Annotated in this window: 13 protein-coding genes; 7 read left to right on the plus strand and 6 right to left on the minus strand. The window is 47.6% G+C overall.

The window, feature by feature from the left end:
* The first annotated feature begins 22 nt into the window (after positions 1-22).
* The 6 genes from AC0IYG_RS14840 to AC0IYG_RS14865 all read left to right on the plus strand — a co-directional run bounded on the left by AC0IYG_RS14840 (position 23) and on the right by AC0IYG_RS14865 (position 6,639).
* The gene (locus AC0IYG_RS14840; protein WP_471711843.1) at positions 23-580 is read left to right on the plus strand and encodes a K(+)-transporting ATPase subunit C; all 558 of its coding nucleotides are present in this window, start codon (positions 23-25) and stop codon (positions 578-580) included.
* 85 nt (positions 581-665) lie between these two features.
* Positions 666-1,766 carry a porin gene (locus AC0IYG_RS14845; RefSeq protein ID WP_471711844.1) on the plus strand — a complete coding sequence of 367 codons (1,101 nt, stop codon included), beginning with the start codon at positions 666-668 and terminating at the stop codon, positions 1,764-1,766.
* Between the two features lie 14 nt (positions 1,767-1,780).
* Positions 1,781-2,905, plus strand: coding sequence for a sensor protein KdpD (locus tag AC0IYG_RS14850; protein ID WP_471711845.1), 1,125 nt, complete (start codon positions 1,781-1,783; stop codon positions 2,903-2,905).
* Entirely contained in the window at positions 2,902-4,656 is a 1,755-nt protein-coding gene (locus AC0IYG_RS14855) for a HAMP domain-containing sensor histidine kinase (RefSeq protein ID WP_471711846.1), read from the plus strand. Before AC0IYG_RS14850 ends, AC0IYG_RS14855 begins: the two co-directional genes overlap by 4 nt.
* Before the next feature lie 104 nt (positions 4,657-4,760).
* Entirely contained in the window at positions 4,761-4,937 is a 177-nt protein-coding gene (locus AC0IYG_RS14860) for a hypothetical protein (RefSeq protein WP_471711847.1), read from the plus strand.
* Between the two features lie 145 nt (positions 4,938-5,082).
* On the plus strand, positions 5,083-6,639 hold the full coding sequence (locus AC0IYG_RS14865; RefSeq protein WP_471711848.1) for a GNAT family N-acetyltransferase: 1,557 nt from the start codon (positions 5,083-5,085) through the stop codon (positions 6,637-6,639).
* Between the two features lie 7 nt (positions 6,640-6,646).
* Here the strand turns inward: AC0IYG_RS14865 and AC0IYG_RS14870 are convergent, their stop codons facing one another.
* On the minus strand, positions 6,647-7,663 hold the full coding sequence (locus tag AC0IYG_RS14870) for a DUF6624 domain-containing protein (RefSeq protein WP_471711849.1): 1,017 nt from the start codon (positions 7,661-7,663) through the stop codon (positions 6,647-6,649).
* A gap of 66 nt (positions 7,664-7,729) precedes the next feature.
* Positions 7,730-9,016, minus strand: a complete 1,287-nt coding sequence (locus AC0IYG_RS14875; protein WP_471711850.1) for an alpha/beta fold hydrolase — start codon at positions 9,014-9,016, stop codon at positions 7,730-7,732.
* Positions 9,017-9,191: 175 nt separating this feature from the next.
* On the opposite strand from AC0IYG_RS14875, the gene AC0IYG_RS14880 reads away from it, so the two are divergent.
* Positions 9,192-12,761: a carboxypeptidase-like regulatory domain-containing protein gene (locus AC0IYG_RS14880; protein ID WP_471711851.1), complete on the plus strand. Its 3,570-nt coding sequence runs from the start codon at positions 9,192-9,194 to the stop codon at positions 12,759-12,761.
* Positions 12,762-12,781: 20 nt separating this feature from the next.
* Here AC0IYG_RS14880 and AC0IYG_RS14885 read toward each other — a convergent pair whose 3' ends face one another.
* The 4 genes from AC0IYG_RS14885 to AC0IYG_RS14900 form a co-directional block, all read right to left on the minus strand.
* On the minus strand, positions 12,782-13,339 hold the full coding sequence (locus AC0IYG_RS14885; RefSeq protein ID WP_471711852.1) for a dihydrofolate reductase family protein: 558 nt from the start codon (positions 13,337-13,339) through the stop codon (positions 12,782-12,784).
* Between the two features lie 114 nt (positions 13,340-13,453).
* Positions 13,454-14,365 (minus strand): helix-turn-helix domain-containing protein, encoded by a 912-nt coding sequence (locus AC0IYG_RS14890; protein WP_471711853.1) that lies wholly within the window; start codon positions 14,363-14,365, stop codon positions 13,454-13,456.
* Positions 14,366-14,378: 13 nt separating this feature from the next.
* Complete coding sequence (locus AC0IYG_RS14895; protein ID WP_471711854.1) at positions 14,379-15,185, minus strand: SDR family NAD(P)-dependent oxidoreductase; 807 nt, start codon at positions 15,183-15,185, stop codon at positions 14,379-14,381.
* 155 nt (positions 15,186-15,340) lie between these two features.
* A complete protein-coding gene (locus AC0IYG_RS14900; protein ID WP_471711855.1) occupies positions 15,341-16,930 on the minus strand; it encodes a M12 family metallopeptidase in 1,590 nt (529 codons plus the stop codon).
* Between the last annotated feature and the right edge of the window lie 20 nt (positions 16,931-16,950).

Here is a 16,950-nt window from a genome sequence, read left to right on the forward strand (position 1 = left end):
AAATTATTAAAAGCTTAAAGACATGAAAACGAACATATTTCCTGCAATCAAATTAACCATTGTCACGCTGCTGTTTTTTAGTGTGGTTTATCCGGGTGTGATCTGGGTGATTGCGCAGCTGGCTCCTAATGGCGGGCATGGCGAAGTGGTGAATGCGAATGGTAAAAAGTATTATGCGAACATTGGCCAGACATTTACTGACGACAAATTTTTTAATAGCCGCCCTTCAGTCGTGGCCTATAATGCGGCTGGAAGTGGTGGCAGCAACAAAGGGCCTTCCAATGCAGAATATCTGGGCATCGTAAAGGCCAGGATTGATACTTTTTTGGTGCATAATCCCGGGGTTGAGAAGGCGGACATTCCTGTTGAACTGGTAACTGCAAGCGGCAGCGGACTGGATCCTGACATTTCACCGAAAGCTGCATTGGTACAAGTGAAACGTGTTGCCGCGGCCCGCGACATTCCCGAAGAGAAAGTCGCTCAACTTGTCAGCGCACACATTGAAAAACCACTCCTGGGCATGTTTGGGCCGGAAAAAGTTAATGTGCTGAGCCTGAACCTGGCTTTGGAAAAATTATAAAAACAATTCCCTGGACCTTACTTGCAGCGACGCGGGGTTCGGGCTTTCAACAGCGCCGCTACATTCATTTACAGTGATTATTTCAATGAAAAGTTTATTATTGGCAGCATTAGGTTTAGTGATTTTAAAACCGGCTTCGGCACAGGATTCGACTGAGACGAAAAATCCATTGACGATCAGCGGTTATGCAGAAGCTTACTACAATTACGATTTCAACCGGCCGCTCAACAACACAGTGCCAGGATTCCTTTACAACTTTAACCGCGCCGGGGAAGTGAATTTGAACCTTGGTTTTATCAAAGCAAATTACAGCACCGATCGCGTGCGGGCCAATCTGGCACTTGCGACGGGAACATATATCAATGCCAATTATGCAGCCGAACCGGGCGTGCTTAAAAATATTTTCGAAGCCAATGTGGGTGTAAAAATTTCCAAGACCGCCAATCTCTGGATCGATGCGGGGATTATGCCTTCACACATTGGTTTTGAAAGCGCCATAGGAAAGGATAATTGGGCCATGACCAGAAGTTTGGTTGCCGAAAATACGCCTTATTTCGAATCCGGCGTGAAGCTGGGTTTTACTACAAAAGATGAAAAGCTCTATCTCTCAGCGATGTATCTGAACGGATGGCAGCGGATCCAGCGGGTGGACGGAAACACGACGCCTGCTTTCGGGACGCAGATTACTTACAAGCCAGCGTCTAATGTAACATTGAATTACAGCACATTTATTGGCTCTGATAAACCCGATAGTTTAAAACTGATGCGCTATTATCACAATGTCTACGGAATTTTCCAATTGGCTGAAAAATTCGGGATAACAGCAGGCTTTGACTACGGAACGGAGCAAAAAGACAAAGGCAGCAGCGATTATAACAACTGGTTTGTGCCCGTGCTCATTGCCCGTTTTTCCCCAACACCCAAAGTGAACATTGCTGCTCGCGGTGAATATTTTCAGGATAAAAACGGTGTGATCATCGCTACCGGGACGGAGCATAGTTTCAAGACATTCGGCGTTTCTGCGAACGTTGATTATGCGATTTTCCCCGGCGTGCTCTGGCGCGTTGAAGCCAGAAACCTTAGCAGCAAAGACCGGATATTTCTGGAACGGAGCAATGACAGCACAGAAACAATGACTAAGAAAGACAACTTCTTTTTGACCACGTCCATATCCGTAGCATTTTAAAAACCACCAAACCAATGTCTGAAACCAATCCCAGTGCGCAGCATTTTTTAGACCTGATCAAGAAATCCAGGCGTGGAAAGTTCAAGATTTACATCGGCATGAGCGCCGGTGTGGGCAAAACGTTCCGGATGTTGCAGGAGGCGCATGCGTTGCTGCGCAATGGGATTGACGTCAAGATCGGCTACATCGAAACTTATAACCGGAAAGAAACCCATGACTTGCTCGAAGGCCTTCCCATTATCCCGCGGCGAAAGCTTTTTTACAAAGGAAAAGAGCTGGACGAGCTTGATGTGCAGGCCGTTATCAGTTTGCGGCCGGAAGTTGTGGTCGTCGATGAACTCGCGCATACCAACATTGAAGGCAGCAAAAATGACAAGCGCTGGCAAGATGTGCTCGAAATCCTGGAAGCGGGAATTAATGTGATCAGCGCAGTGAACATTCAGCACATTGAATCGCTGAATGAAGAAGTAAAAGGCATTACGGGCGTGGAAGTGAAAGAGCGGATCCCGGATAGTGTTTTGGGCGCGGCTGACGAAGTCGTTAACATTGATTTGACCGCCGACGAGCTGATTACCCGCTTGAAAGAGGGGAAAATTTATCAGCCCGAGAAAATACAGACGGCACTCAATAATTTCTTCAAAGCCGACCATATTCTGCAACTCCGCGAGCTCGCATTGAAAGAAGTTGCAAGTCAGGTGGAGCGGAAAGTGGAATCTGAAATTCCCAAGCTGGTTGCCTCTAAAAGAGAGAAATTTCTGGCGTGCATCAGCAGCAATGAAAGCACGGCCCGCCATGTGATCCGTAAAACGGCGCGGCTGGCGAGCTATTACAACAGCAAATGGTTCGTGCTTTACGTGCAGACGCCCAAGGAAAGTCAGGATAAGATCGCGTTGGACAAGCAGCGGCATTTGATCAATAATTTCAAACTGGCCACGGAAATGGGCGCTGAGATCATCCGCGTTCAGGATGCGAATGTTTCGGAGGCCATTATTCAGGTTGCCGAACAGCGCGAGATCACGACGATATGCCTGGGAAAACCGCACATTAATTTGTTCAGGGTGATATTAGCGACTAATCTTTTCAATAATCTTTTAAAAAAACTCTCATCTTCGGACATTGACCTGGTTATCTTGTCGTGACCAAAACAGACACCGGATTTTACAACATGAAAATCAAAACCAAACTGCGACTTGGACTTGGCGTCCTGTTTTTAATGATCCTGGCCCTGTCGCTAATTGCCGCGCGATATGTTTACGTCCTTAAAGAAGATACGGAGAACATTTTGCAGGATAATTACAAGACGCTGGATTACAGCAGAAGCATGTTTTTGGCCGTTGATCAAATCCCCAAGGATCCGGAAGGCTGGACGAATTTTGAACAAAATCTGAAAAATCAGCAGGCCAATGTGACCGAGCCAGGTGAAGCGCAGGTGACCGGAAAAATGGCGGAGCATTATGCGTTGCTGAAAGAAGACGTTGATAATCAGCAGTTGCCGGTGGAGATCAGGAATGATCTGGCGGAGCTTACCCGCATTAATATGGAAGCGATCCGCGCGAAAAGTGATAAGGCGCTGGTGACGGTTCAATCGGCGTTTATCTGGATCGCGCTGACGGGCACCATTTGTTTTCTGATCGCATTAACCCTGCTGATCAACCTGCCGGGCAATGTAGGAAACCCCATCCGCGAGCTTACCGAAAGTATCCGCGCGATTGCTGCCAAAAACTACGCGGAGCGCCTGCATTTTTCGGGAAAAGATGAATTTGGTGAACTCGCCAGCTCATTTAATTCCATGGCTGAGAAGTTGGAAGAGTATGATAGTAGCAATCTGTCACAGATTTTGGTTGAGAAAAAGCGCATCGAAGCATTGATCAACAACATGCACGAGCCGGTGATCGGTCTGGATGAAAATCAGAAAATACTTTTTGCCAATGATCAGGCCGTTAAAATAATCGGGATCGCGGTGAGTGATCTGCTTGGAAAGTCTGCCACGGAACTGTCGGGGCAAAATGATCTGATCCGTGCATTAATCGCAGAAAAATCGGGGATCAACGGCAATGTGTCCGCACCGCCGCTGAAAATTTATGCAGACGATAAGGAAAGCTATTTTGAAAAAGAAATCGTCGACATTACCATTGTGCCGACCGGCGAGCGGGTCAAGAAATTCATTGGTCAGGTGATTCTTTTGAAAAACATTACCCCATTTAAAGAGCTTGATTTTGCCAAAACCAATTTTATTGCAACGGTTTCCCACGAGCTGAAAACGCCGATTGCTTCTATCAAAATGAGCCTTCAACTGCTGGAAAGCAAGCAAACGGGCACACTTAACCCCGAGCAGGAACAACTGATGTCGAGCATTAAGGAAGACAGCGACCGCTTGCTGAAAATCACGGGCGAACTGCTGAATATGTCGCAGGTTGAGACGGGAAATATTCAACTCAACATTCAGCAAAGCAGCCCTTATGACATCCTCAAATACGCAGTGGATGCCGTGAAAACTTCCATCGAGCAAAAACACATTGAGCTGGTCGTCGAAGCGGACGAACAGCTCAATGATGTGAAAGCGGATATGGAAAAAACGGCCTGGGTGCTGATCAACTTTCTAACCAATGCGGTCCGTTACTCGCAAGAGGAAAGCCAAATTCACATTCAGCTTACCGGCACAGGCCAGGGCGTTACGTTCTTGGTCAGGGACGAAGGAAAAGGCATTGACAGCCGGTACCGCAGCAAAATATTCGACCGCTATTTCCAGGTGCCCGGCAGTTCCAAAACAGGGACCGGGCTCGGGCTGGCCATCAGCAAAGAATTCATCGAGGCACAAGGCGGCAGCATTGGGGTCACCAGCGAAATCGGCATGGGCAGTACGTTTTATTTTGAGCTGGCCAGATCTTAGCAGCTGTGACCATAAGGATCGATTAGCAGTTTAGTGGGATTCGCGAAGGGGTGGCATAAAAATTTACCAGACCGCGAATTTTTATCACCATCCACAAAAACGTTATGCAAGATCCTAAAATCGAAAATAATGAAGAGCCTAGTGAGAAGGGGCAGGCAGATTTGAGCGACCTGTTCACACCGGGGCTTTTCAGGAAGCTGGAAGGCACTGCTTACGAGCGACCGCTGAACAAACCCACTGATCGCCAGCCTGAAAAAGAAGACAGGGAGGATAATGCCTGAGTGTTTGCCTGCACCTGCGTCACCAAATGGTAACAGGAAGTTTGATCTCGTCTAGCATTTTATATGTACTATTGTGATAGACCACGATCAATCGGCGCTTGTTTCAAGTGACTGGGATGGGTGGAAAAAATTAGGCAAAACTCCAATGGAAGCAAGTAAGGACGTAAAATCGATTGAAAATATTGAGCTGGTTTTTTTGAAACCGGAAGATTACGAAGAAATTAAAGAAATGATGATTGAGACCTATTCCAGTATGCCGGATGCGTATTGGAAAGAACATCACATCAAAAGACTGACGAGTATTTTCCACGAGGGACAAGTTGGCATCAGGGTTGACAATGAACTGGCGGGATGTGCCTTGTCCATCATTGTTGACTACGAAAAAGTTGACTCGAAACATACATACAGGGCTATAACAGGCAATTACAGTTTCAATACGCACACCAACAAGGGCGACGTTTTGTACGGCATTGACGTGTTTATAAGGCCAAAATTCCGCGGTTTGCGCCTGGGAAGGCGTTTGTACGATTACAGGAAAGAGCTTTGTGAGAAATTGAATTTGAAAGGCATTGTATTTGGCGGCCGGATCCCGAATTATCATCAGTATTCGCATTCCATGTCTCCGAAGGAATACATTGAGAAAGTCCGGAACAAGGATATTCACGATCCCGTTTTGAACTTCCAGCTTTCCAACGATTTTCACCCTGCGCGGATTTTGCAGGGCTATCTTGAAGGCGACACGGATTCCAATGAATACGCTGTGTTGCTCGAATGGGATAATGTTTATTACGAGAAAAGTTCGGATCAGGCTGCATTCAAAAAGTCGATTATCCGGCTGGGTTTGATACAATGGCAAATGCGGTTGTACAACGATTTTGATGAACTGATGCAGCAGGTTGAATATTTTGTGGACGCGGTGTCGGGTTACCGGTGTGATTTTGCGCTTTTTCCTGAGTTTTTCAATGCGCCGTTAATGTCCGATTACAATCATTTGGCAGAAGCCGATGCGATCCGGAAACTGGCAGAATATACAGCAAAAATCGTCAGCCGTTTTTCTGAGCTGGCCATTTCTTACAACATCAATATCATTACCGGAAGCATGCCTGAGGTCGTGGACAACAGCCTTTATAATGTTGGTTATTTATGCAAAAGGGACGGGGGAATTGAGCGTTTTGAAAAACTGCATGTTACGCCCGACGAGGCAAAAGTCTGGGGGATGCAAGGCGGCACGAACATTAAAACATTCAATACGGACTGCGGAAAAATCGGGATCCTGATTTGCTACGACGTGGAATTTCCGGAATTGAGCCGCATTTTGGCCGATGAGGGCATGAACATATTGTTTGTTCCATTCCTGACGGATACGCAAAACGGCTATTCGCGGGTAAGGAACTGCGCGCAGGCGAGGGCTATTGAAAATGAATGTTATGTGGCCATTGCCGGCAGTGTCGGCAACTTGCCAAAAGTGCACAACATGGACATTCAATATGCTCAGTCCATGGTGTTTACGCCCTGCGACTTCTCATTTCCAACCAACGGGATCAAGGCAGAAGCCACTCCGAACACAGAAATGATCCTGATCGCCGACGTCGACATTGACATGCTGCGTGAACTAAATCAATTCGGAAGCGTACGAAACCTGAAAGACCGAAGAACCGACATCTATTCCATCATTCGCAAAAACGAGAGCCGGGATAATTAGGGATGCGCTATTTATTGAAACAGGCGAACTTTTTCAGGGACTTTTTGCCCAAGATCTTACGCAGTTTCTTGTAATAGCTGTCCTTATCCCAGCTGATATTCCAAAGAGCGGCGTATTCGGCCAATGTGTCTAAACCAACCGCTTTTCTTCTTTCGTCGACGCTGCCGGGGTCTGACAGTGGAAGCACATAGTAACTATTTGCTTTTTGGTCAAATCCAATCTGACTGCCATAGATCTGACATTTGCCTTGGCCTAATGCTACCAGGTCTTCGAGGAGCGCCAAGGCGCTATTCTCGGCAGCGTCGTTCTTTACTGCGTCTCTCATTAGGGGCAAATATTTTTCCTGCACAGCCAGATTAGCGTGCTGGAGAACCAGAAAGAGCGTATTACCGTGGTCCGCTATGATATCCGGACCTGGCCATCCGAAATTGTCGAATATATCGGTTACTATCGGAAGATTTATGCTATCCGCTTTCAGGATCAAACTATTTATTTCATTGACCTGCCTTGAATTCATTCCATATTTATCTATCGTGTCCCTGACCGTTAACCTATATTTCTGATCGTTTAACAAAACACTATCCAGCACTGCAATCAGGTGTCGATTGTATTTGGCCTCTTTGATTTCCTTGTTGTTTTTAATCAGGCCGATGGCTTGGCTCCACCTCGGATCGCTTCTTAAATTTTTAAATGTTGAATCGGACAGAACCTCATCCAGTTCATCGTATTTAGCCTTTTCGATGATTCTGAATAAATGATAAAATGCGCTGTCTGACCTTCCCGCCATTGACCAGGCAGATGCGGCCCGATAACGATCTTGCAGATAAGCCAGTCCGCCATTGCTATTGAAAGCGGCAGTATAAGTTTCGGCTGCATCCACGTAATGCATTTGGCGAAACAGAGAATCTGCCTTAACGATCTGGCGCGCGTAGCCCGCTCCAAAACCTTGACCAAAACAGTGGAAAACAGATGTTATCAGCAATGCACTGACTTTAATGATGAATCCAACTTGATATTTGTGCATAATGTTCAGGCATTACCATTTTACAACGTCGCTGCGTCGAAAATTTTCATTCGTTCACATAAAGCATCACTTCACATTCTCTAAAAACCTAACCAATGTGGGCACCAAGGTTTCTTCCAGACTGAGGTTTGGATTGTTGTAGGTTTGTAGATTCTCGGTTCTGTTGATGGATGATTTTTTGAGGATGTGATTCATGTTATCGATTAGTATGAGTTTTGCGAATGGGAGGGAGTTGGCTAAATTTTTGGCTTGGTCCGGGCCCGTTTGTAAATCTGTGAGGCCTTGTATGATCAATGTGGGTGATGAAATTCCTTTGATGATCTGGATCGGGTCGTGCGCCATCCATGAGATTAAGTAAGGCTGGACATCGGGCCTGAATATGCCGGATAATGTTGGATTGGAGACATTATCCGTTGTCTTTCCAGCCTTCAAACCGGCTACGATTTTCTCAGCGACGCGGAAGGTTGAATCAGGTAAGTTTGCGCTTAATTGTCTGTTAAGCAGCACATCTGCTGGTTCGGCCTGGCCATTGAGAATGATCAATCCGGCGGGTTTGAGCTCCCGGGCGACGATCATTGCGAGCAATGCTCCTTCGCTGTGGCCGAGCAAAACAACCCTTTTAAATCTTTTATCATTGGCAAGATCCTGCGTTATCGCCGTAAGATCTTTCACATAATCGTCAAACCGAAGATTTCTTTCGCTCATTCCGCCTGCCCGACTTTCACCCACGCCCCGCTTGTCGTAACGCACCGAAGCGAAACCCTGCGCCGCTAATCCGCCGCTCAGCATTTGCAACGAATTATTGCTGACACCATTTTGATTTCCATTGCGATCCGTTGGGCCGGAACCAGGAACGATAATGACCAATGTTTCTTTTTGCGCGGATTTGGGCAGCGTTAATGTTCCTTTCAACGTCAGGTCCGGGCGGGAGAAGCTGATTTCAGACTCCGCAAACTTTTCATTTGAAACTTGTTTCGCAGGCTCAGCATAAGGTGTGAATGTGAGGATGCCTATTTTCTGATCTGCATTGAGTGAAATCGTCAGCAGCAAAGGCGCTTTCGCAAAACTCGCTTTGAAGTAAGCCATTGAATCTTTACTCGAAAGCATCCGCGTTGAATCCAAATTTCCAAATTGCGACTTGATCTGCGTGAAAACAGTTTCCAGCCGACTCGCGGTCAAAACCCGCTGCGTGCCCGGCGACAGCATGGCAAAAGCACTGTCTGCTTTTCCATTATTAAAATGCCTTTGAAATTGATTTACGATCTGAACCGGTGACAATGGTTTTGTTTGTGCAGCAGTTTTCAGGCAGGAGAAAACAGCGATTATGGCCGCAAGGAAAAGTGGAGCTTTCATTCAAAAATATTTAAATACGAATGCATTTCGCCTCATAAACTACACGATCTGCCTAATTAAAACAAGGGTGATTACTTCATTTGGAAATCAGTCATAATCATCATGGACATGGCACATGCATATAACAGTATGATTATCAGGAGGCCTGCTTTTAAACATTGTAACCCAATGTAACATGCGAAGCTCGTCCCTTTTTAGCTGGATTCTCATCGTTCTGCTGCTCGGACCGACCGTGCTGGTTTACGGTCAGACGACCGCTGTGCTTACCGGTTATGTAACCGACGCCACGACGGGAAAGCCGATGCCCTTCGCCCATGTCTACATCAATGGCTCAACGCAAGGTGTGACAACGGACGAGAAAGGCTATTACACACTGGGCGGCATTCCATTGGGCACCGTAGAAATTGCGGCATCATTTGTGGGCTATCAATCCGGTGCGCAAAAGATCCGGTTCGAAAATACATCAGCGCAAAAGGCAGATTTTCGGTTGAAAGAAAGTGAGCATATGCTGGATGCGGTCACCATTCGGGGCAATCCAAAAGGATGGGAGCGGCATCTACGAAAATTTAAAAAGCAACTTTTTGGGGAGCCGTTTGGCGGGCAATGTCTGCTAATCAACAGCGAAGTGCTCAATTTTAAAGAGGAAAAAGGTCATTTCTACGCGACGGCTGACGAGCCTTTGATCATTGAAAACCAGGCGCTGGGATATCGGCTGATTTATGCATTGCAGCATTTCGACGCGAATGCGTCAGGAAAGGTTTATTCAGCCGGGACAGCGCGTTTTGAAGCGTTAAAGCCCGAGAACGAAAAGCAGGCAGATCGGTTTCGGCGCAACCGGCTGATCGCCTATGGAGGATCGATTCGGCATTTGATGGCCTGCCTGATCGACGATACATTTGAGGAAGCTGGATTTCTTGTTTATCAGGAAGATGTTACCCGGCCCATATCCGTCGAGCGCCGCATTATCACGCTTGCTGATGCGGTCGGCGCATACAAGCGGCTGGTTCCTGTTCAAGCTTCAAAACTGATTCAACCCGGCAAGCTGGCGAGTGAACGACGGCTCATTTCAAGTGCCAAACTGGTTATTTTTTATACAAAAACACCTTCCAATTTCTCGCCCTATCCCGACGCGCGTTACGCTTACACGGAAATGAAACTGCCCAGCGGCAAAATGCAGATGACCGTGAACGGGGTTATCACCATGCCTGAGGGAATGGAAGCAGAAGGGTCCATGGGCAATGACCGCCTTTCGACAATGTTGCCGGCGGATTGGAAACCCAATGGCGATGAAGAAGCGTCACTGATAAGCGGACCGCTGGCCACGCAGGGCAAGCTCGCACCACCGGACACATCCTCTGCACGCATTCATTCTGCATTTAATGAGCGATTCAAGTTGTTGTCTCCCAGCTTGTTTGTTCACATTGACAAACCGTTTTACGTAACCGGAGACCGGATCTGGATGAGCACTTATCTGCTAGATGCGGCCAGTCACCAGCGGGCCAGTGGCGAAACGGCCATGCATGTCGACTTGCTGACAGCGACCGGTGAATTTGTGGAGCACCAATGGGTGCGCATCATTGACGGACGCGGCCAGGGCCATTTTCGCCTGTCCGACTCCCTCGCAACGGGCGTGTATCGCCTGCGCGCTTACACGGATGAAGATGATGGGCAGCGAGGCCCGGCTTTCGAGCGTTCGGTGGCCATTTATAATCTGCTTAAAAATGATTTATCAAAAAGCGATGACTCCATTTCGAAGCAGGCAGACATTCAGATATTACCCGAAGGCGGGCGCTGGATTTCGGGGTTGCCAGCTCGTCTGGGTCTGAAAATTGTGCAGCCCAATGGTCATGGCTTATCCGTTGCCGGACGCATTGTGGATGATTCCGGCGCTGAAATTGTTCGCTTTCAGACCAATCAGCAAGGCATGACGAGCGTCGTAATGCAGCCCAATGCACAACGCACTTACTACGCAGATGTAATGCATAACAACAAGCTGCAACACATTCCTTTGCCCAAACCTGAAACGGAAGGGCTGTTACTTTCAGCCGACGCCATCAGTGACACAACCCGCGTAACATTAACCATCATGAGCGCGAACCGGACTGCGGCTGATTCGGCGTATGTGGTCATTCAGCAACGGGGCCAGATCGTTGATGAGCGAAAAGTGATTTTGCAAAATGGGCTGGCCAAAGTAAGCTTACCAACAACGACCTGGTTGCCGGGCGTGGCGCAAATCACCCTTTACGATGCGAGCGTCAGGCCGCAAGCCGAACGATTGGTTTTTGTTCCGGAAAAGGCGGTGCCCGTGCGTGTGGTTCTGAGTTTAAACAAAAAGACTTTATACAAGCCTCGGGAAGAGGTGGTTTTATCGATTCATGTAGATGACAACGGTTCACCAGCGGCAGCAGCCTTATCTGCCTCTGTTACCGACATTGCAAAAGTGCCCGGCGATACGTCCAGCGCAACTTTTTACACACATTTGCTATTAACGGGGGAACTTCGCGGACGCATCGAAAATCCAAATCAATATCTTGATAATCGCTCCGCCGAAACCCGCAAAGCCCTGGACGAATTGCTCCTTACGCAGGGCTGGCGGCGCATAAGCGGCACTTCCGAAGCTGATTCGGTCGGTGGTGTTGCATTTAAAGGCCGTGTGATGAATGCTAAAAATCAGCCGATAGCAGGCGCGCAGGTTGTTGTGGCATCGACGGCACCGAGGCAATCGTTTGTGAAATCGGTTGTGGCTGATGCGCAAGGGCGATTCCGTCTCGGCGGCATGTCGGTTGCCGACACGATCCTTCTGGTAACGCAAATCGCCAGCAGTAAATCCAAGAATATTTCCGCAAAAGAGGCATTTATCATGCAGGAAAAGCCTGGAAAGCAATGGGAAACCGGCAAAATAATGGCTGCACCAAGCTGGCCTGACTTGCAGGTGCAACTGGAAGCAGCGCGGACGCGGCAGCAGGCCAACACCGAAGCTTATCGGGACAAGGCGGCGAAAGACTTAGAGGAAGTGACCGTTCGGGGGCAAAAAATCAACGAAAGACCGGACGATATTCAGCTGCGGAGCTTACACAACAAGGCAGATGCGGTTGTTATTTTTGATGACAGATCGCCTGTTTATCCCAATTTATACGAAATGATCCAAGGGCGATTTACAGGCATAACCGTTACAAAAGCCTCCGCACCACCCAGGGGACCGTCAAAAACACCGGGTTACGTCGTGTATCTGAGAGGGGGAAACAGTTTCAAAGCGGGTGTCAGTCCCCTTTATCTCATGGATGGCGTTCCTGTGCAAGACCCCGACGGTAATGCTTTGTTGAACTTCAATCCCCGGGATATCGAGCGTGTTGAGTTGTTGAAAAATGCCGGCACGGCTGGTATTTACGGATTAAGGGGCGGAAATGGTGTTATTGCTTTTTTTACCAAAAGCGCCCGTTCCGAACTGGCTAAAGGGAGGCAAGAGGAAACTTTAAAACCGATTAAATTCATTGGTTACCCGTCGGTTCAGCGTGAATTTTATGTGCCGCGCTATGATCTGGAATCAACTGCCATTGCTGATTCCAGCGCTGTAGACGACCGGGATGTGCTTTACTGGAAACCACTCATTCAAACCAACACGCAGGGAAACAGTCAGTTGCGTTTCCCTTTATCCGACGTGGTGCAAACCTTGCGTGTAGTCATTCAAGGCATTACAGCCGACGGCCGTCCCGTACTGGGCATTCAGCTGATTAAGGTTCAATAGGTTCGTAAACATTAAGACGCTTAAAAGCCTTTTTCCGCAAGTTCATAGTAAAGCATTACCGCACCAAAATCGAACGGTTTGGTATTTACCAGCTTCAAAATCTTCCTGTCTGTGATCATTTCAAACAATGGTAAGCCGCTTCCCGCGATCACGGGATGGACCATCAGCTGAAATTCATCAATAAGGCCAAGGTTTATCAATGCAATGGTCACGCTTCGGCTGCCCACCAAAATGTTACCACCCGGTTCATTTCTCAGTGAAAGGATTTCTTCTTTCAAGCCTCTTTTTGCAATTCTTGCACTTGCCCAGTCAACATTTTCTAGTGTGTGCGAAAACACGATTTTGGGAATGCGGTCCATGGCTACGGCGAAGTCATCCGTTGATTCATTTCCGGTCGGATTTTCGGCGACGCCTTTCCAATATTCCATTAACTGATAAGTTTTTCGGCCATAAAGGGCAACGTCGGCGCTTTTCAGCAGGTCGCCGTAATAGTCATGCATGGCGTCGTCCGGAACCACTGCCGTGTGGTCGCAAAATCCGTCCAATGTCACATTGATTGCTGCGATTATCTTTCTCATCCTGTTTTGCATTAAGTCAATACATCTTGAACCGTTACAAAATTAGGTTGACGCAGCACCGTTTTGGGAAGCCATTTTAAACAAATGCAGGGGGCATTCAGGACTAATTCTTCACTAATTATAACTTGCTCTGAATTCCAGGGGTGTTTGCCGGGTCTTGGTTTTAAAAAGTTTGCTGAACGATTGCGGATACTCAAAACCCAGCTCGTACGCAATCTCACTAACAGAAAGGTGCGTCGTCGATAACCGCTCCTTGGCGCGTTCGATCAGTTTTTCATGGATCAAATGTTGTGTAGTGCTTCCGGTAAGCTGTTTCAGACAGTCGCTTAAATATTTGGAAGACAAATGCAGCTCGTCCGCCAGCCATTGCGCCGAGGGCAGACCATTGCTGAGCTGATCAGATTCGAAGTAACTGTTCAGGATCTTTTCAACCTTATCCAGCAGCTCACTGCTTACAGCTTTGCGCGTAATAAACTGTCTGTTGTAATAACGGTCGCAGTAAGTCAGCATGAGTTCAATGTTGGCAATCCACACTTCCTGGCTAAAACTGTCGATCGGCAGCGACAGCTCTTTTTCCAGTTGCAGGAAAATGTTTTCTATCGTTTTTTGCTCGTCGTCGGAAAGAATAAGCGCTTCATTTACAGCATAATCAAAAAATCCGTACGATTTGATCTTGCTGCCCAATGCCGCATTACGAAAGAAATCGGGATGGACAGACAGCTGCCAGCCAGCTTTTGCAAAAACAAAATCCTGATCGATAAAGCTCACCTGTTTTGGCGCAAAGCACGACATTACGCCCTCGTCGAAGTCGAATATACTTTGTCCATATTGTATTTTGCACGGGCATTCGGTCTTCAAAGTAACCTGGTAAAAGTCCGTGATAAGCCTTGTCCGCTGCTCGATTTTTATTTCGGGTAAATCCGCAAAGCGCATCAGGCTCACGAGCGGATGCTTTGGTTTGGGCTGCTGCAAAAGTTGGTGCAGCTGGCCGATAGACTGAATGTGAACCGTTGTTGTCGTTTCCATTTTACTAAGTTAGTTACAAGTGCGCTAATTTTTCCTGGTAAGATTTTGCCATAAACCGGCTGATAAAAGCATTAGGCAATAATGCCGCTATGCGTGACCCAATGCGGTTCCTGCTGCCGGATATGTGGAAATGTTTTTTGTCGTCCAAAGCTCTGAGCAGTTCATCGGCCACCTCTTCCGGTGACTGCGTAGCAGCCGTTTGATAGTCCGAGCTCAGCCCGACGCCCTTTTCATTGTTGATGCCCGCGGCTTCGTTGAAATTTGTTTTCGTAAGGCCGGGCGCAAACAGCATCACCTGTACATTGTAAGGCTTGCATTCCTCAGTAATCGCCTCCGTAAATGATTTGACAAAAACCTTACTCGCTGCATAAGTTGCCATATAAGGCACCGGAATGAAAGCCGCCATTGAGGCAACATTAATGATTGTCCCACTTTTTCGTTCACGCATTTGTTGCATGAAAAGGTGCGTCATAGCCACCAGGGAAGCATTATTAAGCTGTATCAGATCCAGTTCTGATTGTAAAGACAATGCTGCAAATTCACCACCGGAGCCAATTCCTGCATTGTTAACCAGGATAGCAATTTCCCAGCCTCGCTTTTTTGTTTCTTCAAAAACCTGAAATGGAGCATCCGGTCTGCTCAGGTCGCACACAACGAATTCGGCTTGAATGCTGTGTTTCGCCCGAAGCTGCTCAGTCAGTTTCAACAGCTTTTCCGCATTCCGGGCGACTAATATGAGATTGTGTTTTCTTGCCGCAAGCTTTCTTGCAAGGGCTTCACCGATTCCGCCAGAAGCGCCGGTTATTAATGTGTATTTCATTTTTATCTGCATTAAGTTGATGTTACAAAGGACATCATCTCATGCGCGAGACTTGTGTTCAAAAGTCGGTTTGTTGTGTTCGATCAGGCGTCGTTAATAAAAAATTCCCTGCACAAAAGCCATTGTGCAGGGAAAAGGATCATTGTTAAAATAAATTAAGGCTGATCTTCTGAATTCTCGGCTGAAATGTCCGTTACATTGCCCCAGCCACCTGAGATTGGTTTTACAGTTCCCACTTCGTCTACACTGTATAATGTGGCCTGGCTCACAACCAGCAGGTTTTTTCCGGTGGATGTCAATTGCGCATTGGATGCAAAAGTCATGGTTCCGTGCTGTACAATGTCGCCGTTTGTTGGGTTCACTTTATAGAGCTTGCCGTTTGGTTTAATAACATAAAGCCATGCTTTCCAGCCCACCATTTCAGTGACACCGTTGTATCCGTAACCCATGATGCTGTTGCTTTTGCCATCGGCCGAAATAATGTGCAGTCTGTCGCCCACAACCGCATAAGGCAGCCCGAATGCGTAAGCCAATGCAGTCCCGCCGGTGAAGAACGGCCCGGTAAATGGCTGTTTAATGCAGTTCGTAGCCAGGGTTTTCCAGACAATGCCGTCCTGCAATGTGTAAATGCTTCCTTTGTAGTAAGTCATGCCGATCACCGGTCCGGTTCCCGAAGACACGCTATAACCCCAGCCCGATTTGGTTTTGATCTGCGTAACCTTGGGGCCTTGTGACAAAAAGAAGTATGTGCCCAGTGCGTAAATCTCTCCGGCACCGGTGTATACGGATGGCAAAGGAGCATTTTTGCCGGTCGCGGCATCTCCCATCAGAATGCCTGTGGGTGTAACAGCCAGCACATTCGAATACATGGCCGTAATGCACCGGGCATCATTGATCGACAGGTGGCTTCGCTGCACACTGAAAGTCTTGTTATCCAGCGTGGTCATTACGGGCTGGCCGTTCATTGAGTGTGCGTACGAGTCAAGCATCATGATGGAGCCGAAATCAAACGGGCCGTAACTCCTGTTGTCGTAGCCCTCATTGTCCAGGACTGTAAAGTTCGCTTTTGCGTTTTCGTAAACATTGTTGAGGTTAACCTTCACATACGAGTCCCGGCCGTAGCGGGTATGCTCGTGCAGCAAACCAGCCGTATGCCCGATCTCGTGAAGGATTCCACCTTTTGTCGCAGCAATAGGAACGCCTATAAATTGCTGGCCACCAGCACGGCCGATCGAAGAAGAATAGCCGCGGCTGCGTGTAAATGTCACATAACTTGCCGGCACGAGCTGATGACCCGGAATGTCAATGACCGTGCGGCGACGCAAAAAACGCAATGGTGTAACGGCTTCCACATCGGCAATGGCGGCGAGAATTTGGCTGTCGTCCGAAATGCTGGCATCAACAGTGTATTGGATCGTGTTATTGGGCCAGAGTGAATGTATTTTGGTAAAAGCCTCCGTCCGCGCACCTGCATTTTTTCCGAGCTGTTCCGGTGTGAGGATGATATCACCTTCAAAAACAGCCTTGCCGTCGATTTCGGAATAGGTTATTTCTTTGCCAAAAAGCATTCCGCGTTTCGCAATGCCGGTTTCTCCCGGATAGGCCACTTCGGCGGCTATGGTATTTACTTTTGTTTCCGCAGCCGCACCGACTGCATTTTCAGGCTCCATTTCACGGCATGATGTGAAATAAAGTGTCGCACACAATGCGATTGATGTTTGGACTAATAGATGTTTTGCTTTCATGATTACCAGGCTTTAAAATG

This window comes from Dyadobacter sp. AC419 (assembly GCF_979253085.1).

What these genes read in the sequence shown, in the direction of transcription:
- AC0IYG_RS14840 (WP_471711843.1), top strand. Translation starts at nt 23, where the DNA reads ATGAAAACGAACATATTTCCTGCAATCAAATTAACCATTGTCACGCTG.
- AC0IYG_RS14845 (WP_471711844.1), top strand. Translation starts at nt 666, where the DNA reads ATGAAAAGTTTATTATTGGCAGCATTAGGTTTAGTGATTTTAAAACCG.
- AC0IYG_RS14850 (WP_471711845.1), top strand. Translation starts at nt 1,781, where the DNA reads ATGTCTGAAACCAATCCCAGTGCGCAGCATTTTTTAGACCTGATCAAG.
- AC0IYG_RS14860 (WP_471711847.1), top strand. Translation starts at nt 4,761, where the DNA reads ATGCAAGATCCTAAAATCGAAAATAATGAAGAGCCTAGTGAGAAGGGG.
- AC0IYG_RS14865 (WP_471711848.1), top strand. Translation starts at nt 5,083, where the DNA reads ATGGAAGCAAGTAAGGACGTAAAATCGATTGAAAATATTGAGCTGGTT.
- AC0IYG_RS14870 (WP_471711849.1), bottom strand. Translation starts at nt 7,663, where the DNA reads ATGCACAAATATCAAGTTGGATTCATCATTAAAGTCAGTGCATTGCTG.
- AC0IYG_RS14875 (WP_471711850.1), bottom strand. Translation starts at nt 9,016, where the DNA reads ATGAAAGCTCCACTTTTCCTTGCGGCCATAATCGCTGTTTTCTCCTGC.
- AC0IYG_RS14880 (WP_471711851.1), top strand. Translation starts at nt 9,192, where the DNA reads ATGCGAAGCTCGTCCCTTTTTAGCTGGATTCTCATCGTTCTGCTGCTC.
- AC0IYG_RS14885 (WP_471711852.1), bottom strand. Translation starts at nt 13,339, where the DNA reads ATGAGAAAGATAATCGCAGCAATCAATGTGACATTGGACGGATTTTGC.
- AC0IYG_RS14890 (WP_471711853.1), bottom strand. Translation starts at nt 14,365, where the DNA reads ATGGAAACGACAACAACGGTTCACATTCAGTCTATCGGCCAGCTGCAC.
- AC0IYG_RS14895 (WP_471711854.1), bottom strand. Translation starts at nt 15,185, where the DNA reads ATGAAATACACATTAATAACCGGCGCTTCTGGCGGAATCGGTGAAGCC.
- AC0IYG_RS14900 (WP_471711855.1), bottom strand. Translation starts at nt 16,930, where the DNA reads ATGAAAGCAAAACATCTATTAGTCCAAACATCAATCGCATTGTGTGCG.